This window comes from Streptomyces sp. NPDC001493 (genome assembly GCF_053597235.1).
In genome coordinates, this window is the sequence record NZ_JBSFHV010000023.1 from 107,700 (window position 1) to 133,250 (window position 25,551).

Annotated in this window: 16 protein-coding genes, 1 tRNA gene and 1 riboswitch; of the genes, 9 read left to right on the forward strand and 8 right to left on the reverse strand. The window is 73.8% G+C overall.

The window, feature by feature from the left end:
- Positions 1-59: 59 nt before the first annotated feature.
- A complete protein-coding gene (locus ACWCWD_RS28290; protein WP_450776962.1) occupies positions 60-815 on the forward strand; it encodes a GntR family transcriptional regulator in 756 nt (251 codons plus the stop codon).
- A 245-nt stretch (positions 816-1,060) separates the two neighbouring features.
- On the opposite strand, the gene ACWCWD_RS28295 is transcribed toward ACWCWD_RS28290, so the two are convergent.
- A complete protein-coding gene (locus ACWCWD_RS28295) occupies positions 1,061-1,504 on the reverse strand; it encodes a hypothetical protein (RefSeq protein ID WP_450776964.1) in 444 nt (147 codons plus the stop codon).
- A gap of 489 nt (positions 1,505-1,993) precedes the next feature.
- On the opposite strand from ACWCWD_RS28295, the gene ACWCWD_RS28300 reads away from it, so the two are divergent.
- The 4 genes from ACWCWD_RS28300 (at position 1,994) to ACWCWD_RS28315 (ending at position 6,365) form a co-directional block, all read left to right on the forward strand.
- A tRNA-Met gene (locus ACWCWD_RS28300) sits at positions 1,994-2,067 on the forward strand.
- Between the two features lie 492 nt (positions 2,068-2,559).
- On the forward strand, positions 2,560-3,687 hold the full coding sequence (locus ACWCWD_RS28305; protein WP_450777001.1) for a PP2C family protein-serine/threonine phosphatase: 1,128 nt from the start codon (positions 2,560-2,562) through the stop codon (positions 3,685-3,687).
- A gap of 292 nt (positions 3,688-3,979) precedes the next feature.
- A riboswitch (cyclic di-AMP (ydaO/yuaA leader) is annotated at positions 3,980-4,132 on the forward strand.
- Positions 4,133-4,143: 11 nt separating this feature from the next.
- The gene (locus ACWCWD_RS28310; protein ID WP_450776966.1) at positions 4,144-5,199 is read left to right on the forward strand and encodes a M23 family metallopeptidase; all 1,056 of its coding nucleotides are present in this window, start codon (positions 4,144-4,146) and stop codon (positions 5,197-5,199) included.
- Between the two features lie 218 nt (positions 5,200-5,417).
- Complete coding sequence (locus ACWCWD_RS28315; protein ID WP_450776968.1) at positions 5,418-6,365, forward strand: aldo/keto reductase; 948 nt, start codon at positions 5,418-5,420, stop codon at positions 6,363-6,365.
- 29 nt (positions 6,366-6,394) lie between these two features.
- On the opposite strand, the gene ACWCWD_RS28320 is transcribed toward ACWCWD_RS28315, so the two are convergent.
- The 4 genes from ACWCWD_RS28320 to ACWCWD_RS28335 form a co-directional block, all read right to left on the reverse strand.
- On the reverse strand, positions 6,395-7,972 hold the full coding sequence (locus ACWCWD_RS28320; RefSeq protein ID WP_450776970.1) for a PrsW family intramembrane metalloprotease: 1,578 nt from the start codon (positions 7,970-7,972) through the stop codon (positions 6,395-6,397).
- A 140-nt stretch (positions 7,973-8,112) separates the two neighbouring features.
- Complete coding sequence (trmB, locus tag ACWCWD_RS28325; RefSeq protein WP_450776972.1) at positions 8,113-9,069, reverse strand: tRNA (guanosine(46)-N7)-methyltransferase TrmB; 957 nt, start codon at positions 9,067-9,069, stop codon at positions 8,113-8,115.
- Complete coding sequence (locus tag ACWCWD_RS28330) at positions 9,062-10,441, reverse strand: FAD-dependent oxidoreductase (RefSeq protein WP_450776974.1); 1,380 nt, start codon at positions 10,439-10,441, stop codon at positions 9,062-9,064. Before ACWCWD_RS28330 ends, trmB begins: the two co-directional genes overlap by 8 nt.
- Positions 10,442-10,562: 121 nt before the next feature.
- The gene (locus ACWCWD_RS28335) at positions 10,563-12,107 is read right to left on the reverse strand and encodes a sporulation protein (protein WP_450776976.1); all 1,545 of its coding nucleotides are present in this window, start codon (positions 12,105-12,107) and stop codon (positions 10,563-10,565) included.
- Positions 12,108-13,244: 1,137 nt separating this feature from the next.
- Here ACWCWD_RS28335 and ACWCWD_RS28340 point away from each other — a divergent pair.
- Positions 13,245-15,389 (forward strand): asparagine synthase-related protein, encoded by a 2,145-nt coding sequence (locus ACWCWD_RS28340; RefSeq protein ID WP_450776977.1) that lies wholly within the window; start codon positions 13,245-13,247, stop codon positions 15,387-15,389.
- 109 nt (positions 15,390-15,498) lie between these two features.
- On the opposite strand, the gene ACWCWD_RS28345 is transcribed toward ACWCWD_RS28340, so the two are convergent.
- A complete protein-coding gene (locus tag ACWCWD_RS28345) occupies positions 15,499-17,721 on the reverse strand; it encodes a sigma-70 family RNA polymerase sigma factor (protein WP_450776979.1) in 2,223 nt (740 codons plus the stop codon).
- Positions 17,722-17,997: 276 nt separating this feature from the next.
- Positions 17,998-18,918 carry a TetR/AcrR family transcriptional regulator gene (locus ACWCWD_RS28350; protein ID WP_450776981.1) on the reverse strand — a complete coding sequence of 307 codons (921 nt, stop codon included), beginning with the start codon at positions 18,916-18,918 and terminating at the stop codon, positions 17,998-18,000.
- Positions 18,919-19,306: 388 nt separating this feature from the next.
- Between ACWCWD_RS28350 and ACWCWD_RS28355 the strand changes: the two genes are divergently transcribed.
- Both ACWCWD_RS28355 and ACWCWD_RS28360 read left to right on the forward strand, forming a co-directional pair.
- Positions 19,307-20,710 carry an NAD(P)/FAD-dependent oxidoreductase gene (locus tag ACWCWD_RS28355; protein ID WP_450776983.1) on the forward strand — a complete coding sequence of 468 codons (1,404 nt, stop codon included), beginning with the start codon at positions 19,307-19,309 and terminating at the stop codon, positions 20,708-20,710.
- A gap of 583 nt (positions 20,711-21,293) precedes the next feature.
- Positions 21,294-23,105: an ATP-binding SpoIIE family protein phosphatase gene (locus ACWCWD_RS28360; RefSeq protein ID WP_450776985.1), complete on the forward strand. Its 1,812-nt coding sequence runs from the start codon at positions 21,294-21,296 to the stop codon at positions 23,103-23,105.
- Between the two features lie 19 nt (positions 23,106-23,124).
- Here ACWCWD_RS28360 and ACWCWD_RS28365 read toward each other — a convergent pair whose 3' ends face one another.
- The gene (locus ACWCWD_RS28365; RefSeq protein WP_450777003.1) at positions 23,125-24,423 is read right to left on the reverse strand and encodes an MFS transporter; all 1,299 of its coding nucleotides are present in this window, start codon (positions 24,421-24,423) and stop codon (positions 23,125-23,127) included.
- A 155-nt stretch (positions 24,424-24,578) separates the two neighbouring features.
- Here ACWCWD_RS28365 and ACWCWD_RS28370 point away from each other — a divergent pair, with 155 nt between their 5' ends.
- A complete protein-coding gene (locus tag ACWCWD_RS28370) occupies positions 24,579-25,133 on the forward strand; it encodes a MarR family winged helix-turn-helix transcriptional regulator (RefSeq protein ID WP_450776987.1) in 555 nt (184 codons plus the stop codon).
- The last annotated feature ends 418 nt before the right edge of the window (positions 25,134-25,551 follow it).

Here is a 25,551-nt window from a genome sequence, read left to right on the forward strand (position 1 = left end):
CTTCGACCTGATGGGTTAGCTTTGTCAATGTCCGACTTCCACGGCTGGGAGCTGTGCATATGCCTCGCGACACCCCTTACCTTCAGGTGGCCGACGCTCTCCGCGACCGGATTCGGTCGGGCGAGTGGGCCGTGGGCGACAAGTTGCCCAGCCGAGCCCGGATCGCCGAGGAGTACGGGGTCGGCGCATCCGTCGCGCAACGCGCCATGGAGCGGCTCACCATCGAGGGCATCCTGGAAGGCCGCGCCGGGTCCGGCACCTACGTCCGCCGGCCGCGTGAGCGCGGAAGGATGATCCGCACCAGGCGTCCTTACGCCACCTCGCCCTACCGTGCCACCCTCAACGCCCAGGACCACGAGGGGAAATGGGAGTCGCGGTCCGCGGCACGGACTCCGGCGCCCGAACGCATCGCGGAGCGGCTGGACATCGAGCCCGGCGACCTCTGTGTCGTCACCGACTACGAGTTCCTCGTGGAAGGGCTGCCCGTCCAGCTCTCCAGGAGCTGGGAACCCATGGCGATCACCGGGGACACCCCGGTCGTGCTCCCCGAGATGGGCCCGCACGCCGGGATCGGCGTGGTCGAACGGATGCGGTCGATCGGCGTCGTCGTGGTGCGCGCCGTCGAGATCCCGCGCCCGGCCCGTGCCACCCAGGAGCAGGCGAACCTCCTCGGCATCAGCATCGGCGGCCTGATCACCGAGATGGAGCGCACCTTCTACGACATCGACGGCCGCCCGGTCGAGACCGCGGACATCGTGGTGCCGGACGTGCGGTGGGAGATCGCGTACGAGATCGCCGTCGAGCGGCGCGAGTAGGAGCGCCACCGGCTCACCGCCGAACAGGCGGTGGCCCAAGGGGAGTTCGCGGTGTGGCGCCCGCCGGTCGGCGTCTGCCGTTCGCCGCTGCGCGCCTGCCGCCCGGCGTCCGCCGGCCGACGTGCGCTGTCCGGCGCCTGCTGCCTGCCGCCCGCCGGCCGAGGTGCGGGCCCGCAGAAGTGACGCCGCCCCCGCCCGGCCGTGTGGCCGGACGGGGGCGGTCGTTCCGCGCTCCGGGGCGGGGGTCAGGCGACGGTCGGGGCCTTGGTCTCGGCCGCCTCGGTGGTGGCTGCCTCGGTCGTGACTGCTGCCTCGGCGGCGGCCACCGGTCTCGCGGAATCGGCCGTCGCGGAAGCCGTAGCGGTGGTCGTCGCGGTGGTCGTCACGGCGGCTTCGGCCGCCGCCGCGCGGGTCGCCGCTGCCGCCTTGCTCTGGTGGATCATCAGGCCGATGAAGCCGGCCAGAAAGCCGCTGATCAGGCTGGATATCGCGTTGTTCAGGGCGTTGGTGCCCTCGCCGTCCGGCATGCCGATGAGGAAGTAGACCACCACCGCGCTCATCACGGCCCCGGCGAGGCCGCCGATGATCGCGCTCGCCGCCGAGGTGCGTACCCGGACCCCAAGAGAAGCCTCCGACGGAGCGGAAGGGGCAGAAGGAGCGGAAGGGGCGGGAGTGACAGAGGTGGTCATGGCGGGGTCCTCCAGGAGGGGGCTGCGTTGCGGGACCGGGGCGCGTGGCCGGCGCCGGAGCAGGGCGAAAACCACCGCCTCGGGGCACGCGTCCTCACGGGCAGCCCGCCGGTTCTGGGGGATGCAGCCACATCCTTGGCCAGAAGCGCACGCCTGGCAACCGCCTGATGCAAAAGCACCGTTGAGCGATGTGCTGCGATGCTTTGACATCAACTGTGGTGCTCTACACCCGTGGTGGCGTGACAATGGCGCCACTGGAGCGCGAAACCACTCTGAGAAAAGGGTGGTTGTCACCTCTCTGCGGCCCACGGCGGCCCGGTCCACCCCTGCTCGGGCACTGCCGCCCCCGCGCCTCCGTCGGGCGGCCCCGGCGGGGCTCGGGCCGGTTCGTGCCGCCTCCGCGGCGCCCGCTTCCCGCCGTCTCCCGGGTGGCCGTACGCCGGGGTGGTCAAGAGCCCGTTCAGGATGGCGTAGAGTTGTGTTCATCGACGCGGGGTGGAGCAGCTCGGTAGCTCGCTGGGCTCATAACCCAGAGGTCGCAGGTTCAAATCCTGTCCCCGCTACTGAAGGCCCGGGCCCGGCACGCACAGCGTGCCGGGCCCGAGTCGTTTCCATGGCCCTGTGCCCGCTCGTCACCGCTCGGCCCTGCCGCCCGCTCGCGTACGCGGTCCCGCGGCATAACGATCTGCCGTACCGGGCATGAAATGGTCCATCCAGGAAATGTCTCGCACGCCTGCGCGGTCCGTGCCGCCCGACCGAATGCGTGGACGGGCGTCCGGCCGGCCGGGTAACCGGTCCGCCGCTTCCGTGTGCGGCGCGCCGGGGCTCGCGGCGCGGCGCGGAACTCATCGCTTCGCCGGTCCTGACCGCCCGGCGTACGCCGGCGATGGGGGGCGCTCGAAGGGGAGTCGCGCGCTCCCCCCTATGGACGACGGGGAGTCGCCGCGCGGCGCGGTTCGGGCCAGCCTGGGCGGGGCGCGGTAGGTTCCGCAGCCGTGGCGGGACAGGGCAGGAGAAGCGCAGAGGTGGGGAAACCGCTGTACGAGCATGGCTGGATGGCCGGGGGTGTGGGCGCCCGGCGTTTCGTACGGATGCTGCCTGCCCTGCTCATCGCCGGCGGACTCGTATTCGACATCGCTTCACCGCCCCGCTTCACGGCGGTGCCCCTGTTCGTCGCCGCCCCTCTCATCGCCGCTCCGTTCGCCTCCCGGGCGGGGACCATCCGGATCGGTGTCGCCTCGCTCGCCGCCGTCATCGCGATGCGGGTGTACGTGGGCACCATCGGGCAGATCGTCCCGATCATCGAGACGCTCACCGTGTTCACCACCGCCGTGCTGGCGCTCGTCATCAACGGCGTCGTGCGGCGCGGCAACGAGCAGCTCGCCTCCGCCCGGATCATCGCGGAGACCGCCATGCGCGCGGTGCTGCCCGTTCCGGCCGACCGGGTCGGCGGGCTCCATGTCGCCGCGCGGTACGAGGCGGCGCAGGCGGACGAGTACGTCGGCGGCGACTTGTTCGCCGTCGCGGACACCCCGTACGGCGTGCGCCTCGTGCTCGGTGACGTACGGGGCAAGGGGCTCGACGCGGTCGAGGCGGTGGCGGTGATCATCGGCGCCTTCCGGGAGGCCGCCGAGCAGGAGGAGACGCTGGAGGGCGTGGCGCAGCGGCTGGAGCGGGCGCTGGCCAGGGACGCCGCGCGGCGCGGGGGGCTGGACCCGGTGGAGGGGTTCGTCACCGCGGTGCTCGCCGAGATCCCGGAGGGCTCCGCGACCTTGCGGATCGTCAACCGGGGCCACCCCGAGCCGTTGCTGCTCCATGCCGGAGGGGCGCTGGACGTGCTGCGGCCGAGCATGCCCGCACTCCCTCTCGGCATGGCGCTGGGCGCCTGGCCGGACCAGGTGGACGAGTGGGAACTGCCGCCGGGGGCGACGCTGCTGACCTACACGGACGGGCTCTCCGAGGCGCGCGACCGGGCAGGCGTGTTCTACGACCCGGCGGAGCGGCTGCGCGGGCGGATCTTCCCCGGTCCGGACGAACTGCTGACGGCGCTCACCGACGACGTCCGCCTGCACACCGGTGGCCGCTCGACGGACGACCTGGCGCTGCTCGCGGTCGCCCGGCCGGCGGAGGACCAGCCGGAGCGCCGGACCACCGTGCCGATCGTGGGCCGCGGGGACGGCTGACGCGGTGGTGCGCGCCGTCGTCCCGGGGCGCTTCCGCGCTTCCCCGGGGCTGCCGGACGGATGCGGCGACGGTCCGTAGCAGACCGGTGCCGCTCGATAACATATGACACACCGTCAGAAAAGTCGGGGTGCACCGGCAGTCCGCAAGTCGCCCCGATGAGTGGTGATATGCGGTGGTAAATCCCGCCCCGAAGTGGGAATGATCAAGGGGAACGGCTTGGAATCGGAGCCGTGTGTCTATTAACGTTCGATAACGCAGCGCGGTCGTCCCAGCCGTCGTCAGAGACGGCGCCGTGCGCGAGCGCCGAATTCCGCAAGGGAACCGGGGAACCACTTCTTGGGGTGAATCGGACACCTGTGTCTCGTCAGAGACGTCAGGCGCCCGTAGGAGACCTTCCTGCTCCGAACCCGTCAGCTAACCCGGTAGGCGAGAAGGAAGGAAAGGAGTGCGCCCCCGTGGCGTCCAACCAGCCTGCCCCAGAAGCCCCGTCACCCTTTGCCACCCTCGACGGCTTCGGCTCCCCCGGCGACTCCGACAAGGCGTGGGAGGAATGGAACCCCACCGAGGATTCCCTCCGCCCCGTCCGCGGCCGGCACCGCGTGGCCAAGCAGCGTGGTCTCGCGCGTAGTTCCACCGTCCTCGGGGTCGGCGTCATCGCGGCCGTCGGTGCGGGCGGCATGGCCACCGCGCAGAGCAAGCCGCCGGTCTCCATCTCTCTTCCCGATTCGCTCGCGGACAACCTTCCCGACGCCAAGTCCGTTCCCGGGCTGGGCGCTCTGATCACCGCGGTCGAGTCCCACGACGCCCCGGCCCCGGTCGCGGCGGCCGCGCCGTTCACCACGGCCGGGCTCACCACGGCCGAGACCGAGCAGGGCGCCACCGACGCGGGCGAGGCCCTGCGCGCCCGCATCCTCCAGCAGGCCGAGCAGCAGCAGTCCGCCGCCGACGCGGACGCGAAGGCGGCCGAGGAGGCGGCGGCCGCCACCAAGGCCGCCACCGAGGCGAAGAAGCAGCAGGACGAGGCGGAGGCGAAGGCCGCCGCGGAGAAGAAGGCGGCCGAGGAGGCCGCGGCGAAGAAGGCCGAGGCCGAGAGGCTCGCCAAGCTCGCCGCCAGCTACTCGCTCCCCACTTCCGCGTACACGATCACCTCCACCTTCGGCGAGGCCGGCACGATGTGGGCCTCCGGGCAGCACACCGGCCTCGACTTCGCCGCGCCGACCGGCACCCCGGTCAAGGCCGTGCACGGCGGAACGGTCAAGTCCGCGGGCTGGTCGGGCTCGTACGGGTACCGCACGGTCCTGGAGCTCGACGACGGTACGGAGATCTGGTACTGCCACCAGTCCTCCATGGACGTGGTCGTCGGCCAGCAGGTCAGCACGGGCGACACCATCGGCCGCGTCGGAGCCACCGGCAACGTCACCGGCCCGCACCTCCACCTCGAAGTCCACACCCCGGACGGCACCGGCATCGACCCGATGGCCTGGCTGACCGGCAAGGGCCTCACGGTCTGACGCTCGGCGCACGGCTGAGCCCCCGAACCCCGGCAGCCTCGACGCCCCACCCCCCCCCAGGGCGTCAGGGCTGCCGGTTCTCTTTCCATCCGCGGCTCCGCGTCGGCCCCGAGCACGGACGCGGAGTACGTGCCAGGAGCGCGCCCCGGGCGGCGGACGGCCGCGATTCGGAGCCCCGGACCGGAATACGGCTCTCCGTCCACTCCGTTGAACCCCTCATGACTTCTTCTCTCCGCAAGCTCGGAACGTCCGGCATCGAGGTCTTCCCCCTCGCCCTCGGCGGCAACGTCTTCGGCTGGACCGCCGACGAGGCCCAGTCCTTCGCCGTCCTCGACGCCTACACCACGGCCGGCGGCAACTTCGTCGACACCGCCGACGCGTACTCCGCCTGGGTCCCCGGCAATCAGGGCGGTGAGTCGGAGACCATCATCGGCAAGTGGCTCAAGGCCCGCGGCAACCGGGCGGACGTCGTCGTCGCCACCAAGGCCGGTGCCCACCCCGAGTACCGGGGGCTCGCCTCCGGCACGGTCAAGAGCGCGGTGGAGGAGTCCCTGCGGCGGCTCGACACCGACTACATCGACCTCTACTACACCCATTACGACGACGAGGGCGTCCCGGTGGAGGAGATCGTCACCACCCTCGACCAGCTGGTCAAGGAGGGCAAGGTCCGCGAGATCGCCGCCTCCAACATCAGCCCCGAACGCCTGCGCGCCTCGCTCGCGTTCTCCGAGCGCGAGGGACTGGCCGGGTACGTCGCCCTCCAGCCGCACTACAACCTGGTCTCCCGCGACACGTACGAGGGCCCCGCCCAGGACCTCGCCGCCGAGACCGGTCTCGGCGCGGTCCCGTACTCCGCGCTGGCATCCGGCTTCCTCACCGGCAAGTACCGGCCCGGTACGCAGGTGGAGAGCGCCCGCGCCGGGAAGGCCGGAGCGTACCTGGAGTCCGAGCGGGGGCGGAAGGTGCTGAGCGCGCTCGACGCCGTCGCCGAAGCGCACGGGGCCGAGATCGCCACCGTCGCGCTGGCCTGGCTCGCGTCCCGCCCCACGGTCGTGGCGCCGATCGCCTCGGCCCGTACGCCCGAACAGCTTCCCGCGCTGCTCGCGGTCGCCGACCTCACGCTGACCGGCCAGGAGCTGGACCGGCTCACCGAAGCCTCCGCCTGAGCGCGGACCAGGGGCACTGATCAGGCCCGCTACTGCGGCGGGTGCAGATAGGGGTTGTGCCCGCCGTACTGCCGGTGCGGCGGCGGCTGTTGAGGGGCCGGGGCCGGGGCCGGGGCCGGTGATGGGGCGGCCTGCGGCCCGGGGGCGTACGGGGACGCCGGACCGGTTCCGTACGGTGCCGGTGCTGGTGCCGCGGCCGGGGGCGCGTAGCCCCGGGCCCCGTGCGCCGCGTGGGCCCCGTGCGCCGCGTGGGCCCCGTGCGCCGCGGGGCCGTACGGGACGGGCAGCGGGCGGCGGACGGCCGGGCGGAACACGCTGCGGGCCGCCTGGCTCAGCGCGGGGGCCGCGACGTCCCGGCGCTCCCACAGGTGGTGCAGCAACTCCTGCTCGCGCGCCGCGAAGTCGGCGCCCACCGCACCGCGCCGGGCGTCCCGCCGCAGCGCGGCCAGCGAGGTCGCGAACGACTCGTACTCCGCGACGGCACGGGCCGCCGCCCGGCCCCTGGCCCGGTCCGACGCGCCGTGCCAGTGCCGGGCCAGGTCACGGGCCATGCCCCGGGCGCGCATCGAGCCCAGCGCGAGCGGCTCGGCCGGGGTGAGCCAGCCGGCCACCGCGTACGCCGGGAACTCGGCGGCGAGCGTCCGCAGTTCCCGCCTGCGCGACCAGATCGCCAGCCAGGTCAGCAGCCCGAACACCGGCATCATGACGACGCCGTAGACCAGGTAGAAGCCGTACGGCCGCCAGGTCGCCGAACCGTTCCACAGGGCGTGCATACCCATCGCGCACACCAGCCCCAGCAGGGGCAGCGCGATCCGTCGAAGCCTGCCGCCGCGCCCGGCGGCGGCGAGACCGAAGCCGATGCCCGTGAGCGCCGTGAACACCGGGTGCGCGAAGGGCGACAGGACGATCCGTACGAAGAAGGTGCCGACCGTCACCGAGGCGATTCCCACCGTCCCCAGCTGCCGGTCCTCGCCGAAGGCACTGCCGAGATAGAGGATGTTCTCGCTGAACGCGAACCCGGTCGCGGTGAAGCCCGCCGCCACGATCCCGTCGACGACCCCGCCGAACTCCCGTCTGCGGAACAGGAAGAGCATCAGTACGGCGGCGCCCTTGGCGCTCTCCTCGACGATCGGCGCGACGACCGTGGCGCCCAGGGTGTCGGCGCCGGAGGGGTCCGCCGAGAGGTTCGCTATCCAGTACGTCGCGAAGGAGTTCGCGACGATCGCGACCAGCGCCGCCGCGCACGAACCCCAGGCGAAGGCGAACAGCAGGTTCCGCCAGGGCGCCGGTTCGACCCGGTCCAGCCAGCGGAACGCCGACATCAGCAGCGGCACCGGCAGCACCGCGAGCCCGAGACCGACGAGGAACCCCTCGGTGCCGGTCTCCCTGCGCACGAGCGCGAGGATGAGCAGCCCGCAGATGGCGAGCGTGACGATCACCGCGCCCGCGCGGAACGCCTTGCTGCGCCACACCATCCCGACGCGGCGCGGGCGGTAGCGCCAGTGGGCACGCTCCGGGACGGCGCCCAGGATCTCGCCGATCCGCTGCTCCTCGAGCACGGGGACGGCGGGCTGGTGCTGCTGGTGCTGCTCTGACCCGGCGGACATGTCCCGACCCTAACGAGCGGGACCGACAAACGACCAGGAGGTTCCCGTCCGGCCCCCGCCGAGGGGCCGGACGGGCTTTCAGACCCGCGCCGAGGGGCCCGGACGGGCTTTCAGGCCCCCGCGAAGACCAGGTCGTGGTCTCAGACCCTCGCGAACAGCAGGTCGTGGACGACGTGGCCCTTGTCCAGGCCCTGCCCCTCGAACCGGGTCAGCGGCCGGAACGCGGGACGCGGGGCGTAGCCGCCGTCGGGCCGGGTGTTCTCGAACCGGGGGTGCGCGGTCAGCACCTCCAGCATCTGCTCCGCGTACGGCTCCCAGTCGGTCGCGCAGTGGATCACCGCGCCCGGCTTCATCCGCCCCGACACCAGGTCCAGGAAGTCCGGCTGGATCAGCCGCCGCTTGTGATGGCGGACCTTGGGCCACGGGTCGGGGAAGTACACCCGCAGGCCGTCGAGGGACTCCGGCTTCAGCATCTCGCGGAGCAGGATGATCGCGTCGCCGTTGGCGACCCGCACGTTGGCCGAACCGGCCTGCTCGGCGAGGCGCAGGAGGTTGCCCTGGCCCGGGGTGTGCACGTCGACGGCGAGGATGCCCGTGGCCGGGTCGTCCGCCGCCATCTGGGCGGTGGCCTCGCCCATGCCGAAACCGATCTCCAGCACGACCGGCAGCCCGCCGAACATCTGGTCGAGGTCCAGCACGCTCAGGCCGTCGATGTCGAAGCCCCACTGCGGCCAGAGCCGCTCCAGCGCGTCCTGCTGGCCCACCGTGACCCGGCTGCGGCGCGGCTGGAAGCTGCGGATGCGGCGCTCGTGGTGCGAGCCGGCCGGGTCGGCGGCCGGGCCACCGGGGAAACGCGGCTCCTGGCGCAACCGGCGCTGCCGGTCGAAGGAGGCGGCCCGGCGGGCGGCGGCGTCGGCGGCTTCCGCGTCGGAAGGTTCCGCGTCGGCCGTGTCCTCGGTGGTGCTCGCGGCTGCGTTCACGTCCGCGTTCAGGTCCGCGTTCATATCCGCGGTCACGGCTGCGTTGATGGCGGGGGCCTCGGCGGTCTCGTCGCGCGCGCCGGGCTCCGTACTGGGGTTCAGGGGCTGCTCAGACACAATGCCCCGATTCTACGGCGGGCGGCCTCCACCCCGCCCCCTGCGCCAGGGCCAGCACCCGCCGGGCGATCTCCCGCCCCACCGGCAGCGCCGTGGCCAGCGCGGCGTCCGCGGGGGTGTGGAGCACGTGCACGGTGTGCGGGGCCTCCTGGATCAGGAAGTCCTCGACCGGAGTGCCGTCGGCGTGCACCGCCTGGGCCCGCACCCCGGTGCGCACCGGGCCCAGATCCTCCTCGGTCACGTCGGGCAGCAGCCGCCGCAGCGCGGCCGCCACCACCGCCCCCGTCGAACCCGCCCGAGCAGCCCGACCGGCCGGCCGGGGACGCCCGGTCGGCCAGGGGCGCCCGTCCCGAGCGGTCCGCCCGATCATGTGCGTCCGCTCCGCCGACAGCACCGCACCGGCCCCGACGAGGGGCGGCGCCTCCCGGGCGTACCCCTCCGGCCGGCGCGCGGTCCGCCAGGAGGCGGGCCGGGTCAGCGCGGAGAGCAGCCCGCCGGGGTGGACCGGCGGCACGGGCCGCCCGGGCGCCGTCGCGCCGACCGGCCCGACGTGGACCGTGCCGTCGACGGACCGGACGATGCCGCCGATCAGCTGCGCCCCGGGGAACGGGTGCCCCGGGTACGGCACCGGCTGGACCACTCCGCGTACCAGCTCGGGTCTGCGCAGCTCGTAGTACGTGTCCCGGACCGGCACGACGCGTACGCCGGGCTCGTCGCCCGCGAGCCGCGCCACCCGGTCGCTCTGCGGGCCCGCGGCGTTGACCAGGGCCCGGGCGCGGACCACCGTCCCGTCCGCCGTGCGGGCCGCGACGCCCCAGGGCCGCCGGTCCACGGCGGTCACCCGCGCCGCGCACCGGACGACCGACCCGGCGGCCGCCACCTCGCCCGCGAGCGCCGCGAGGACCCCCGCCGCGTCGCAGACCCCGGTGGTGGAGACCCGGATCGCCGCCTGCCCGCGCACCCCGGGCTCGTACTCCGCGATCTGCGCCGGGCCCAGCTCGCGCACCGGCAGCCCGTGCTCCCGGCCACGCTGCGCCAGGGCGTGCAGGCGGGGGAGCTCGGAGCGGTCGGTCGCCACGATCAGCTTCCCGGCGACGGTGTGGGCGATGCCGTGCCGGGCGCAGAACTCGGTCATCTCGCTGCCGCCGCGCGCGGCGAACCGGGCCGTGAGGGAGCTCCGGCGGTGGTGGACACCGCTGTGGATCAGCCCGCCGCCCGGTCCCGCGACGTGACCGGCGGGGTCGTACGCCTCCTCCAGCACCGTGACCCGGGTGCCCGGCGCAGCGCGCGTGAGCGCGTACGCCGTCGACAGACCGACGATCCCGCCGCCGATCACCAGCACGTCGCAGTCGTAGTCCGCGTGCGTCCTCATCACGCCACCTCCCACCCCGATAGTGCACTGACCCGCTGACAACCGGATCAAACCCCGGACGGGGCGGGGACGTGGCGCGGATTCCGGCGGGCGGGCCCGCGACGGGGCCCGCACCGGGTCGTCAGGCGGGGGCCACCAGCAGCGGCCGGGCCCGCTCGCGCAGCTCGGCGACGCGCGGCTCGTCCCCGTACGGTTCGAGGCGGTGCAGCAGATCGCGCACGTACTCGGTGGTCCGGGCGGAGGAGATCCGCCCCGCGACCTCCACCGCACGGGTCCCGGCGGCGCAGGCGGCGTCGAGGTTGCCCGACTCCAGCTCGGCGACGGCCGAGACGACGAGCCGCAGCCCGTGCGAGCGGACGAACTCCTCGGTGGGCTTCGACAGCGCCAGCTCCGTGAACCTGCGTACCTGGCGGGGCGCCTTGAGGTCGCGGTAGCACTCGGCCGCGTCGGCGGCGAACCGGTCGTACGAGTAGAAGCCGAGCCACGAGGGGTCGGCGTCCCCCGGCCGCGACCGCTCCAGCCAGCTCTCCGCCCCCCGCAGCGCCGCCCCGGCCGCCGGGGCGTCCCCCGCCTTCGCGTGGGCGCGCGCCTCGACCAGCCGGAAGAAGCTCATCGTGCGGGCGGTCGCCAGACCCCGGTTGCGTTCGACCGCCGCCTGCGCGAGATCGACCCCCTCGTCGGCGAAGCCCCGGTAGGTCGCCTGGAGCGACATCGACGCCAGGACGTACCCGCCGAGCGGGACGTCGGCCGCGGCCCGGGCGAGCCGCAGCGCCTGGATGTAGTACCGCTGGGCGGCCTCCTGCTGGCCGGTGTCGAAGGCCATCCACCCGGCCAGCCGGGTCAGTTCGGCGGAGGCGCCGAACAGCGCACGGCCCACCTCGTCGCTGTACGAACCGAGCAGCAGCGGAGCCGCGTCCACCCGTAAGCACTCCGGGACCATCGACGAACGCCAGTCCCCACCGCCGTACTTGGAGTCCCAGCGGCGCGCGTCCTGGGCCGCCTCGCGCAGTTTGGCGACATCGCTGTGGCCGACCCGCAGCGGCGAGGCGTCCGCCACGGACTCGGGTCCCGGCTGCACCGGGACCGCCCCGTGCCCACCGGGCAGCAACGGGCCGCTCGGTGCCGGAGCCGCCGCGGGCGCCGGACGGGCCGCCGCCGGGCCGCCGAGCAGCGCGGTCCGCGCCGCCGCGGAGTCCCGGGCGACCGAGGGGTCGGCGGGGGTTATGAGCCAGCGCGACGCGGGTGTCGCGTAGGCGCTCACCGAGAAGGATCCCGCCAGCGACTGCCAGATGCCGTTGCCGCCGCGGCGGCCGGCGAGGTCCAGGCGGTACAGCTCCGTGGCGGAGCGCACCGCCTCGCCCACGTCGCGCGGGAAGGCGAGACCGACCTCGGGCGCCGGGTCGGCGTCGGCGAGACCGATCTCGTGCAGCGGGACCGGCCGGCCCAGCTTGGCCCCGATCGCGGCCGCGATGAGATGCGGCGCGGCGCCCTGCGGCACCATGCCCTTGGCGACCCACCGGGCCACCGAGGTCTTGTCGTAGCGAAGTGTCAGCCCGCGCTGTGCTCCGAGGTCGTTGACCCGCCGGGCGAGCCCGGCGTTGCTGATTCCCGCGAGGGCGAGAACCGTGCCGAGCTTCTCGTTCGGCCCGCGTTGCTCCCTGGACATGCGCCACCCCTCGACACACAGACAGCCGCCGCGTCACCGGGGGCGGCGCGCGGCATTCGTACCGGGATCTCCTCGCGGTGGACTCCCGTGGGGCCGGCGCACACGCATGTGGCCGAGCCCCGAGGAATATGCCGCCGTGCTGAGACCATCGGTAAACCCAGCGTAGTTCTCCGCATCCCTACCGTTAAGGGGCATGGGTTCGGATGGCGGGATTGTGGCCCGCGCCGGAGGTCGTCCCCCGGCCGTCCGAGGGCCGCCCGAGGGCTGCCCGGGTGGCCGGAGGGGGCGGGGGAGGGGGCCGGATGTGCCCCGGCCGTGTGGCCGTGCGCCCGGCCGTGCGCTCTCGCCGGACCGGTGTCGAAGCGCTTCCATGGACCCTGCGTGGGTCGGCCCGCCGCACTGGACTCGGCGGGCTGGGGGACACTGCCGCCCCATTCCCCGCGGGCGGCGGACCGGCCCGGGAGGTGCGCGCCATCTCCCGGGCCGAGCGCCGGACGGGGCCCTCGGGGGCCGGCCGCCGGGCGCGGGGGACGTGTGAAACCTCCGGGGCGTGCGCCCGGTACGCGCGCCGGAGCGGTGTGCGGAGCGGCGGGGCGGGGGTGCGGGGCGGGGGTGCGGGTGGGGGGCGGTACCGACGCGCGGCCGACGCCGGACCGACGAAGAATGGCTGATTATCGACGGTCGTTGATCCGTTGGAATCCACCGCGAGAGCGCTCCTCCGGTGGCTTGAATGTGCCTGAGGACGCGGAGGCGGAACCGCCCCGGTGACCCGGCGGAGGGCCTCCGCCGGGCTCGGGCGAGGGGTGCGGGGCGGCGGGCGCGGCGGCGGTTGCGCTGCCCGGTGCCGGCGGTGGTTGCACCGCCGGGCTCCGGTGGCCCGTGGTTGCGTCACTGGGCTCGGTGGTTGTGCCGCTGGGCTCGGGAGGGTTGTGCCGCTGGGCTCCCAACAAACGGAAGGCGTCGTTCCGTTGGAGTGGGCCACCCCGCCCGAGGCTCCCGGCTCATGCCAGGGGCGCATGCTCTTCCGGCGTGCGCCGCGCGTACCCCCTCCCGGCCGTCGCAGTCGTGGCAGCATGTCCCGCAGCGGCGTTCCAACGGACCATGTGCGCCGTCAGTCCACAGCCTGTGGAGGCGGCGATGCGTTGGTTGGTGGGGTGGAGCAGCGTCGCCGCGAGCTTCGGCACGGTGGGCGGGGTCAGCGCGGGCGGCGAGGGGCGCACTGTCCATCCGGTGGGCTCCCAACTCCTGTGGGGAGACCCCGATCCGCTCTGGGCGGTCGGCGACTGGCGCCCCGACGAGATCCGGCTCATCGACGCCGCGACCACGGTCGGCGCACCCACCACCCGGCTCGCGGTACTCGGCTGCTGCGGGGCGACCGACGAGCAACTGCGCGTCGGACTCCTCTCCGCGCGCGGCGGCGCCCTGCGCCATCTCACCGCCTGGCCCGGCAGTTACACGGTCGTCGTGCAGATAGGACGGCGCATCACCGTTGCCGGGGATCTCGCCGGCGCCCGGCCCGTCTTCCACACCCCCTGGGCCGGCGGCACCGCGTACGCCACCGCCGCACTGCCGCTCGCCGACCTCATCGAGGCCCAGCTCGACATCGGTCACCTGGCCGCCCTGCTGGCCTGCCCCGAGACCCCGGAGGCCCTCGGCGACGGCACCCCGTACGCCGGTGTGAAGCGCATCCCGCCCGGCCACGCGCTCATCCTCCGCGAGGGCTCCCGCGAGATCACCGGGTACGAACCCGTCGCCTCCCTCGCCGTCGCCGCCCCGCAGGCCGACCCCGTCCACGCGGTGGAAGGCGTACGGGACGCCCTCGTCGAAGCCGTACGCGCCCGGCTCACCGCCCCCCGCCACGCCCCGGAGGCCGGGCCGCAGGACCCCGGGCCCGTACCCGGCATGGGACCCGCCGACCGCCGTGCCGCCCGGGGCCGGGGGCCGGTCCCGGGCATCGGGGCCGACCTCTCCGGCGGCAGTGCCTCCGCGACTCTCGCCCTCCTCGCCGCCGGACTGCCCGGCCTCCCCGGTACGGTCCTCGGCCACGGCACCGGCGCGGGGGAGCGGCTCCTCGCCGTCACCTTCAACGACCTCACCACCCGCGGCGACGAGGACGAACTCGCCCGCGCCCGCGCCATCGCCGCCAACCCGCGTCTGCACCACGTGGTGGTCCCCGCGGGCGAGGAAGCCCTCCCCTACGCGGACCTCTCGGTGGAGAACGCGGTGATCACCGACGAACCGGCGCCCTCCCTCGTCGTCGCCGAACGCCACCGCCGCCGTCTCGCCGCCGGCAGCGCGGACCACCTGGTCGGGTACGGCGCCCGGCAGGTGCTCGACGCGCACCCGGCCCGCCTGGCCGACCTCCTCATGGACCGTCGCCGCCGCGACCTGATGAGACCCGTCGCGGCGCTCACCCGGGCCGAAGGCGCCTCCGGGCACTCGCTGTTCGTGCCGCTCGCGGTCTACCGGGCCGCCCGCAGGCTGGCCCGAACCTCCTACCGCACCGGCCTGGAGACGGCGGCCGGGCTGCTGCCCGAGGCGAACCGGTACCCCGCCTCCGGCCTCGACGGCCCCGGTCGCGGCAGCACCCCCGCCGACGCCTCACTGGCCGCCCTCACCTGGTCCCGGCCCGGACCTGCCGCGCGCTGGCTCACCGGGGAGGCGCTCGCCCAGGTGGCGGTCCGGCTCCAGGAGGCGGCGATCCGCCCCGCCACCGCACAGCGCCCGGGCCAGGCCAGAGCGGGCGCGGCCCTCGCCCGCGCCGCCGCCGGCCACCGCATCCTGGAGCAGGCCGCCGACATCCGCAGCCAGCGGCTGCACGCGCCCTTCCTCGACAACCAGGTGGTCAGGGCGGCACGTGCCCTGCCCGAGTCGCTCCGGGTCCAGCCGGGCGCGCGCGCCGCGATTCTGCGCCGGGTCCTGTCGGGCGCGGGCATCCACGAACTGCCCACCGGCTGGGGCGCCCCGTCGCTGGCGCGGTCGACGGAGGCGAACCGCACCGGACTCCGCCTGGCGCTCCCCGAGCTGCTGGACCTGTTCGACGCCCCGCTGCTCGCCGACGCCGGACTGATCGAGGCCCGCGTGGTCCGCAAGGCGCTGCGCGCGGCCGCCGACGGAGCACCGCTGCCCCTCGACGGACTCGCCGACCTCGCCTCCACGGAACTCTGGCTCCGCCGCCTGATGGGCCGCCGGGGTACCTGCTGGACCGGTACGGCGGCACCACGCAGCCGGGCCGTCGCGGGAGGCGTCCTGCCGGTCGCGCGCCGCTCCCTCCAGGCGTGAGGGCTGCCGACGCTGCGTGCGGGACACCGTTCGTGCGGTGATTCTCGTGCGGTGCGGTGCGGTGCGGTGGGAGCGGGTGCCCCGTAGGGAGTGTCGTGAGCGGGTCGCGTTACCCGCAGGTGAACCGGGAATCGGCCCAGTCGGCCATCGTCACCCCGCCGAACGGCCGCGCGGACTCGACGACCAGGCGCACCGCCGTCAGCCCGTCCAACGCAACGCTCACCGGTACGGCGGGGGAGCCCGCCCGTACGGTCCCGGAGGTCCACAGCACCGCGCCCGCGCCGTCTCCACCCTCCGCGCCGTCTCCGCTCCCCGCGTCGCCTTCGCGGCCTTCCCCGCTGAGGACGGAGAAGCGCACCGCGCCCAGGCCGAGGGCCAGGTCGTCGATCCCGGCCATCGCCTCGTAGCGGGTGCAGCGCCCGTCCAGCAGGACGGTCACCGACGAATGGCCGCTCACCGTCACACCGTGCGCGTACGGGGTGGAGGCGATCGACAGGTTCCGGCGCTGCCAGATCGGGCTGCTCCCGCGCAGCTTCACCGTGGGCCCGGACCCGTCCCCCAGGAGGTCGTAGCGCAGCTCGTCGAACCGGTAGACCTCGGGCGCGGGCGCCTTGGGCGCGGGTACCCCGGTCGGAGAGGGGGCGGGTTCCGGGGCGGGCGGCTCCTCGGCGGGCGGGGTGGGCGACGGCGTACGCGGAGCGGGTGCGGCCGGGACGGCGGGCTTCGGGGAGGGCTTCGGGGCGGGCGGGGGCGGCGCGGCCGTCGGGGAGGGCTCCGGCACGGCCGGGGGTGCGGGTGAGGGGGGCGGCGTCGGGGCGGGCGGCTCGGGCGAGGGGGCGGCGGACGGAATGGAGGCCACCGCCACCGGAGGCTTGGCCACCGGCTCCGGCTGGTCGTCGCCGGCCAGGGCCCACACCAGTCCGGCCGCCGCCGCGATGGCCACCGTGGCCGCGACGCCCACCTTGACCGGCGCGCCGAGCCCCTCCGCGACAGCGCCTCCGGCCGCCGAACCGCCACCAGCACCGCCCGCTGCCGTACCGCCCGCCGAGGCCGCGCCGGTGGCTGCTCCCGTGGCCGCGCCGGAGGCCGTCGTGCCGGTCCCGGTCGCGGCGGCTGCCGCCCCGGCCCCGGCGAGGCCCAGCGTGCCGCCCGCCACGACTCCCGCCGCCTTGAGCGAGTACGCGGCGGCGAACCAGCCGATGACGGCGACCGGCAGAAGCGCGGGAATCCCCGCGTTGACCTGCTGCAACTCACCGGCGGCCACCCGGCATCTGGCGCACTCGTCCAGGTGCTTGCGGAGTCCGCGCTCCGCCCGCATCCGCAGGCCGCCCCGCGCGTACGCGCCGAGCCGGTCCGCGTACCGTGCGCAGTCACCACCCGCCACCAGCGCCTGGCTGACGTGCGCCTGGAGGTAGGCCTGCTTCAGCCCCTCCCGGGCCCTGCCCGCGAGCACCGCCGTGGCGTTGGCGGACAGCCCGAAGAGCGGGGCGACCTCGCTCGGCGACTCCTGCTCCACGGTGGTGTGCCAGAGCACGGCCTGCCAGCGCTCCGGCAGACTGCGGAACGCCTGCAGAGCCATGGACTGCTCGGCCTCGTGCATCGCCCGGACGTCGGCGCCCAGGTCGAGGGTGTCGTCGTCGGACAGCTCGGAGGTACGCGCCGCCCCGGCGGCGAACACCGCGAAGTCGTCGACCAGATGTTCGCGCTTCGCGCTCTTCGTCCACGCGGCGGCGACATGCCGGACCGCGGTCATGAGGTAGGCGCGGACTGCCTCTTCGGGCCCCTTTCCGCCGCGTACCGCCTGCAGGGTCCGGGTGAACACCTCGGCCGTCAGGTCGTCCGCGGTGTGCGCGTCCCGGCAGCAGGTGCGCGCGTAGCGTCGGACGGCGCCGGAGTGGCGCCGGAACAACTCCTCGTACGCCCGGTCGTCACCGGACCGCATCCCCCTGATCAGCTCGGCGTCCGACACGGTGAGCCCGTTCGCGGCCCCCCGCCCGGTGCGCTGCGGGGGTACGGACCAGGGGCCCGGCAGCACGGTGCCGCCGCCGCTCCCCGCCGGAGCCTCCCCACCGTGCTCCGGCAGGGCCGGTACTCCCGGTACTCCCGGGACGGTTGCCGAACGGATGCCGGGCGATTCGGTTCCCGACAGGCCGGTTCCCGACAGGCCGGTTCCCGGTGAGCCCGTCTCCAGCGAACCCCTGCCGGACAGCCTCTCCGTGCCACCCTGCGGAGGAACCTGGGCCTGGCGTGGCGCGGGGACGGTCTCTTCCTCGGCGCCGCCCTCGGTCGAGATGCCGTCGAGCGGCTCTTCCCGTGTGCCGTCACCGCTCATCGCGGAAGCCCCCGTACCTGGCGTGAACCCGATTCCGGGCAACACTGCCACACGGCCCTTGCGCTGCGCGCTGGTTCAGCCCCACCTTCCACTCGTCCGGGGTGTCCGACCGAATGGGAGCGCGAGAGGTCATCCGAACGGGACGGGTCCGCCCCCGGCCGGCCGGAGCCGCCGAGGGCCGTGACCCCGGCCCACCGGCTCCTCGACTCGAAGGCTCACCGGTTCACCGGCCCACCGGCTCGCTTCGGCCCCCTCACGCTCCCCTCACCTTCGCCTTCACGCAGGCCGCGAACGCAGCCCTTCCAGCAGGATGTCGAGCAGCCGTGCCGAGGCGGCGGACTGCTGGGCCGGGTCCGGCAGGGAGGGCGCGGAGGTGGCGATCACCAACAGAACGTCGGCCACCGTCACATCGGCGCGCAGCTCGCCGGAGTCCCGGGCACGTTCCAGGAGTCGGCCGACCACGTCGAGCAACTCGCGCGTGCCCGAGTTCTCTTCGACCGCCGTTCCGTCCGTGTGCTGGGGCGCCGGGCGGAGCTCGGTCGGAGCCGCGACCTGCCGCTGCTGCGGCACCCGCGTCCCGTCCCCGCCGTCCCCGGCGGCGCGGAGGGCCTCTTCGCCCTTCGAGGAGGCATCGACGCGCAGCACCTGCGGCGGCAGCAGCCTGCCCGCCCCGGACGCCACCGATGTCCGGAGGAAACGGGAGAGCGCGGACCAGGCCTCGTCCTCCTGGCCGAGCGCGGCTCGTGCCTGCTCCGTCAGTCGAGCCGTCTCGGCTTCGGCTATTCGCCGTACCAGGACGTCCTTGCTGGGGAACCGGCGGTAGACGGTCCCCACCCCGACCCGCGCGCGGCGGGCCACGTCCTCCATCGGGGCGCCGTACCCCAGTTCACCGAAGACCTCCCGCGCCGCGCGCAGGACGTGCTCCAGATTCCGCTGCGCGTCCACGCGGAGCGGCGCCGAACGAGCCGGCGTTCCTGCGGCGGCACCCGGCACGGAACCGGCTGCCGAACCAGTCACCGAACCGGTCGCCGAACCGATCGGCGCGACGACTCCGCCGGCCGTACCCGGGCCGGAGCCCGCTCCGCCGGTCGGGCGGGACGACTCGACGACGGCGAGCCCTCCCGGTGTGCTGAGCCGTGCGACGGCCTCGGCCGAGGCCGGGACGGCAACCTGCCCATGCGAATCCTGAATGTGCATGACTTCCCCCGGTTATGACGTCTCCCCCCGGAGACTTCCCCACCATGTGGACCGGAGAAGAGGGGTGTCGAACTTCCCCATCCCCCACCCCGATCGGCTACGAACATAGTTGAGCGGGGGGCAATTCAGAAGGGGCAGTTCCGCACGGAGCGCCCCTCGATCGGAGCAAGGACCCGATCGTTCCTGTTTCAGCCCTTGCGCGCGCCCCCTCCTTCCCCGCCTGACCTGCGGGGCTGCCCTGTCCTACCTGACGGGTAGTGAGCCCGCGCGCCGGAGCTTGGCGGTCACACAATTTGCAGGGCCTGTGGACAAACCCGCGACTCCGTTGCGTCATGGGGTGGTGATGGCTCCAGATTCCCGGGGAACGGCCCCCGGCAGCAGGCCAGGTGTGCGCATTCTCGTCGTCGGCGGAGGCTACGTCGGGATGTATACGGCGCTGCGCCTCCAGAGGAAGCTGAAGCGCGGGCTGAGAAGCGGCGAGGTGGAGATCCTGGTCGTCACGCCCGACCCCTATATGACGTACCAGCCGTTCCTCCCCGAAGCGGCCGCCGGCTCCATCTCGCCCCGGCACGTCGTCGTCCCGCTCCGCCGCGTCCTGGGCCTGTGCCGCATCGTCATCGGCGAGGTGCACCGCATCGACCACGCGGAGCGGACCGCCACCGTGAGCACCCTCGCCACCGGCAAACACGGCGACGGTGCGGTCGAGATGCCGTACGACGAGCTGGTCCTCGCCCCCGGCTCCGTGGCGCGGACGCTCCCGGTTCCCGGACTCGCCGAGTCCGGCATCGGTTTCAGGACGGTGGAGGAGGCCATCGGGCTGCGCAACCACGTCCTCGAACAGATGGACATCGCCTCGGCCACCCGCGATCCGGCCCTCCGCGACGCGGCTCTCACCTTCGTCTTCGTCGGCGGGGGGTACGCCGGGGTGGAGGCACTCGCCGAACTCGAGGACATGGCCCGCTACGCCGCGCGGTACTACCACAACATCCGTCCCGACGACCTGAGATGGATTCTCGTCGAGGCGGCCGGGCGCATCCTCCCGGAGGTCGGTGAGGCCATGAGCACGTACGCCGTGCGGGAGTTGCGCGGGCGGAACGTCGACGTACGTCTCGGCACCCGTCTGGAGTCCTGCGAGGACCGCGTCGCCGTACTGAGCGACGGCTCCCGTTTCCCCACCCGCACGCTCGTCTGGACGGCCGGGGTGAAGCCCGCGCCGCTCGTCGCCACCACCGGCTTCCCGGTCACCGGGCGGGGCAGGCTGCGCTGTACCGCCGACCTCAGGATCGCCGGTACCCGGCACGCCTGGGCCGCGGGCGACGCGGCGGCCGTCCCCGACCTGACGGCGCCGGACCCGGGTGCCGTGACCGCGCCCAACGCCCAGCACGCCGTCCGCCAGGCGAAGGTCCTGGCGGGCAACGTCGCAGCCGCTCTCGAAGGGCGCCCGCTCACCGACTACCGGCACGCGCACGCGGGATCGGTGGCCTCCCTCGGCCTGCACAAAGGAGTCGCCCACGTCTTCGGGCGGAGGCTCAAGGGCTACCCCGCCTGGTTCATGCACCGGGCCTACCACCTCAGCCGGGTACCGACCTTCAACCGGAAGGCGCGCGTCCTTGCCGAATGGATCCTGTCCGGGCTCTTCACCCGCGAGATCGTCTCCCTCGGGTCGCTGGAGCATCCCCGCGCGGAGTTCGAGCTGGCGGCCGGGGGCGCGGGCGCCCAGCGCACTCCGCCTCCCCGTCGGCCCCCCGGTACCGGCGACGAACCCCACGAACCCCACGAGCCGCCGGGCTGACCCCCGGCCCCTCACGTACGGGTCCACCGCCGTCCCTCTTTCCGGGGATGCACGAGATCCCGTCGTACCGATGCCGGACCGCCGCCCTACCGCGTCGGTACGAGCACGAGCACGCCACCCTGTTCGGCCCCGGAACGCCCGGGGCAGGCGCATGCGTCACCCCGTCCGGAAGCACCGGGCGGACGGACGTGCCGCGGACCCGTACCGACGGCCGAATGACGACTGTCAGTACGCTCCGTCACACTGGACGTGTGACCATAGGTACGTCCACATCTGCACAGAGTGACCCGGTCGGCCGCGACCGGAGGTGAACGCCGGCCCGACCCCCGGCGGGCACCTGCGCGGCCGCCGGTGAACCGCGACGTCGCATCGTCAGCACGACAAGGCCCTGCCGTGATTTCCCCCGGGCCGCGCCCCCGCCCCTGACCCCGGCCGAGGACGCCGAACCGGATGCGGCGGACGTGTGAGCACCGGCGCACCGCCGCACGGCCGACGACGTGGCGGACGCGGAGCACAGACGCAGCAGATGCAGCAGAAGCAGCCAGCCCGAGCGGACCAGACCGACATACGAGGCCAGAGATACGTGAACTTCACGCGCTGGAGCGCCCGTTTTCCCGGAACGCAGCGTCGCGCCGCAGCCCGGGACGACCGCGGTTCCGTCCCCGCCGCCCGGGCCGAGTACGCACGGTCGGAGGGCACCGCCGCACCGGGTGACGCCGCCGTCCCGCAAGCCCCCGACGAGCCGTCGCCCACCGGCCCGCCGCCGCGCCCCGACACCACGGCCGGCAGCCCGTCCGACACCACGTCCGGCAACTCACCGTCCGACAGCACCCCCGCCGGTGCGTCCTCCGGTGCATCCGGTGCCGTGCCGATCCTCGACGACCTGCCCGCCCGCGAGATCCTCGGCCGGCTCCCCGCGCCCGTGGCGCTGTTCCAGGGCCCCGATCACCGGGTGGCGTACGTCAACGCCGCCTACGAGACGGCCTTCGGCCCCCGCGCCTGCGGAGCGCCCGCGGCCGAGACCATGCCCGAGCTGGCCGAACTCAGCGTGCTGCCGCTGATGGACCAGGTCCTGCGCAGCGGCACCCCGCGTACGGTCAAGTCGCGCCGGACCCTCGGCGGCGGCTCGTACACCGTGACCTGCACCCCCGTCGCTCCCTGGGACACCGACGGCGCCGAATCCCCGGACGGCGGGCCGCGCGGCGGGGGCGGTGTGCTGGTGCACGCCGCCGACGTCACCGACCACGCCGAGGCGGCCGAACGCCTCCGCACCAGCGAACGGCGCCACCGCGAGATGGCCGTCACCCTCCAGCGCTCGCTGCTCCCGCAGGAGCTGGAACAGCCGGACGACCTCAGGATCGCCGCCACCTACCAGCCCGGCGGCACGGACGCGGCGGTCGGCGGCGACTGGTACGACGTCATCACCCTGGGCGCCGGCCGTACCGCCCTCGTCATCGGCGACGTGATGGGCCGCGGGGTCCGTGCCGCCGCCGTCATGGGCCAGCTGCGTACGGCGGTGCGTGCGTACGCCCGCCTCGACCTGCCCCCGCACGAGGTGCTCCAGCTGCTCGACGGTCTGGCCGCCGAGATCGACGCCACCCAGATCGCCACCTGCGTCTACGCGGTGCACGATCCCAACGAGGGCCACCTCGTCTTCGCCTCCGCCGGGCACCTGCCGATCCTCGTGTCCGACGAGGACGGGACCGTGCGTGTGGCCGAGGAACCGACCGGCCCCCCGCTCGGTACGGGCGGCTGGATCCACACCTCCGGCACGATCGCGCTGCCGCCCGGCTCGACCGCCGTCCTCTACACGGACGGCCTGGTGGAGCGCCGCAGCGAGGACATCGACGAGGGGGTGGCCGCGCTCGGCCGGGCGCTGTCCGGCGCGAAGGGTTCCCCGCAGGTCGTCTGCGACCGGCTGATCCGCTCCCTCGGAGTGACCGCCGAGCACGACGACGACGTGGCGGTCCTGGTGGTCCAGCACCCCGCCCGCAAGGGAGCGGACGCGGAGCTGTTCCACAACGCCTCGCTCGATCTGCTCGGGGGCGTGGAGGCGGCTCCGCGTGCCCGTGCCTTCGCCACCGGGGTGCTGACCTCCTGGCGCTTCCCGGACGACCTGCGCGACCGCGGGGTGCTCGCCGCGAGCGAGCTGGTCGCCAACTCGCTCCAGCACGGCACCCCGCCGACGCGCCTGGGTCTGCGGCGCACCGACCGGCGGCTGATCATCGAGGTGACGGACGGGAACGACCACCTGCCGCGCCGCCGGAGAGCGGAGCCCGGGGACGAGTCGGGACGCGGCATCGCGATCGTCGCGGCGGTCGCCTCGTCCTGGGGGAGCCGCCGCACCCCCGACGGCGGCAAGGCCGTCTGGTGCGAGTTCGCACTGCCCCGGTGACGGGCGCGGACCCGTCTCCTCAGAGGGTCGCCACCGGTACGGGGACGGCGCTCTCCGGCACGGACACCGCGACCACCCGTGAGTGCACCGCGAGCGAGGGCTGGTCCTGCACCGGGGTGAGCCGTCGGCCCAGCCGCAGCGCCAGCACCGTGATCCCCAGCGACACCACGACGAACGTCACGATGTACGGGGCGTGCAGCGAGGCCCCCATCGGACCGCCGACGGCAGGTCCGACCGCCAGCGCGAGCTGCTTGCACAGGGCGAACGCCGAGTTGTACTGCCCGACCATCGACTCCGGCGCCAGGTCGGCGACGAGCGGGGCGACGGTCGGCGACAGCATCGACTCGCCGAGCCCGAAGAGGGCGTACGTGGAGATCATCGCGGCCGTCGCCATCGTCTGGCTGCCGTGCCCGAGGCCCGCGTAACCGGCCACGACCCAGGCGAAGGCCCAGATCAGGCCGACTCCGGCGATCACCCGGCTGCGCTTGCGCCGCTCCACCAGCCGCAGCACGACGAACTGCGCGACGACGATGGCGGCGGTGTTCGCGGCCAGTGCCAGGCCCAGCGCGGACGGCTCGATTCCGGCCGCCTCGGTGCCGTACGCCGCGAGCCCCGACTCGAACTGGCCGTAACAGGCGAAGAACACCACGAAGCCCAGGACGCAGAGCTGGACCATGGCCCGGTGCGACACCAGAGCCCGCAGCCCGCCCGGTCCGGCCGCGGCGGTACGGACCCCGTCGACGGAACCCGACACGGCGGGGACATGGGGCAGCCGCACGGTGCTCACGACGGCGCCGAGCACCAGGAACATCACGGCCTCGATCACGAACAGCAGGGTGAACGTCCCCGGCCGGTCCGTGTCGACGATCTGCCCGCCGACCAGCCCGCCGATGCCCATGCCCAGGTTCTGCAGGAAGAACTGCATGGCGAAGGCGCGGGTACGGGTCGTGCTGGTGGAGGAGCGGACGAGCAGCGTGGCCAGCGCCGGCTGCATGACGGCGGCACCCGCCCCGAGCACGGCGGCCGACGCCACCGCCGCCGTCACCCCGCCCGCGAAGCCCAGCGACGCGACGCCGGCCGACGCCACGACCGAGGCACCCATGAGCACCGGGAGCGGACCGCGCCGGTCGATGACCCGTCCGGTGAACGGCAGGACGACCAGTGCTGCCATGGCGAAGACCGCCAGCACGACTCCCGCCGTACCGGCACCGAGACCCCGTACCTGCGCCACGTAGACGTACAGATACGGAACGGTGAAACCGGTGCCGAACGCGCTCAGCGCGCTTCCCAGCTGGATCCGCCGCAGCGCTGCGCCCATCTCCCTGGTCACACTCACCTACCCCACGATCACGGGGCAACACAGTGCGCCCCCGAACTACACAGACCCGAAGACTTTAGCACTAAAGTTAGAACTTCAACAATGAACCTTGAAGGACTTCGAAGGGTGTGGACTTGCATGCGATACTGCCCGCCATGTCCGAAACCCCCGAGCTCGATCCCGACGAGCTGAGCCTCGACGAGCAGATCGCCGCCTACCAGCGCGAATTCAGCGACCTGGACCCGCAGGTCGAACAGGTCGTCTCGGCCCTGGGCCGGCTCAACCGCCGGATGAACGTCGCGTACGGCAGACAGCTCGCGGCCCTGGGCATCAGCAACGCCGAGTGGGAGGTTCTCAAGACCCTCGTGCTCGTCGGCAGCCCCTACCGCCTCGGCCCCGGCGAACTCGCGAAGCGCCTCGGACTCACCCCCGCCGCCATGACCCACCGCATCGACCGCATGGCGGCCGAGGGCCTCGTCACCCGCGACCGGGACGAGAACAACCGGGTACGCGTCATCGTGGAGGTCACCGACGAGGGCCGCGCGAAGTGGCTGGAGGCGATGCGCATGGCGACCGTCTTCGAAGAGGACGTCCTCCAGGACCTCTCCAGCGGCGAACGCGGGGTCCTCAGCGATCTCCTGATCCGGCTGCTGCGCCGGGTGGAGGAAGCTCAGCCGGACGCGGACGGCCGGCTCACCGACCTCTCCTGAGTCTCCCGAGTCTCCCGAGTCCGAGTCTCCCGAGCGCGCCCCGGACGGTGCTGCCGCCGAGCTCGCACGGCCTCACCGGCCAGGGTTGACACGGCACCTCCCGATCCGTAAAGTTCTCCGAGTTGTCAAGGAGCCGGAAGGTTCCGGGGCAGCCGATCCCGCCGCGGACAGCGGCAACCAAACTCAGCACGAACTCCCACTCGGGATAATTTCGGCATGCCGGAATTCATTTCGAAGGCCCGATTATGAGCCGCCGGGAAGAACCGCTAGAGTTTGGGACGTCGGAAGGGCCACAACGGCCCGTCAGACAAGCCCCACTGACTGGGAATCAGGCCCGAAAGGATCTGATAGAGTCGGACTCGCCGGAAAGGGAAACGCGAAAGCGAAGAACTGGAAAGCGAAACCCGCTTCGACCGGG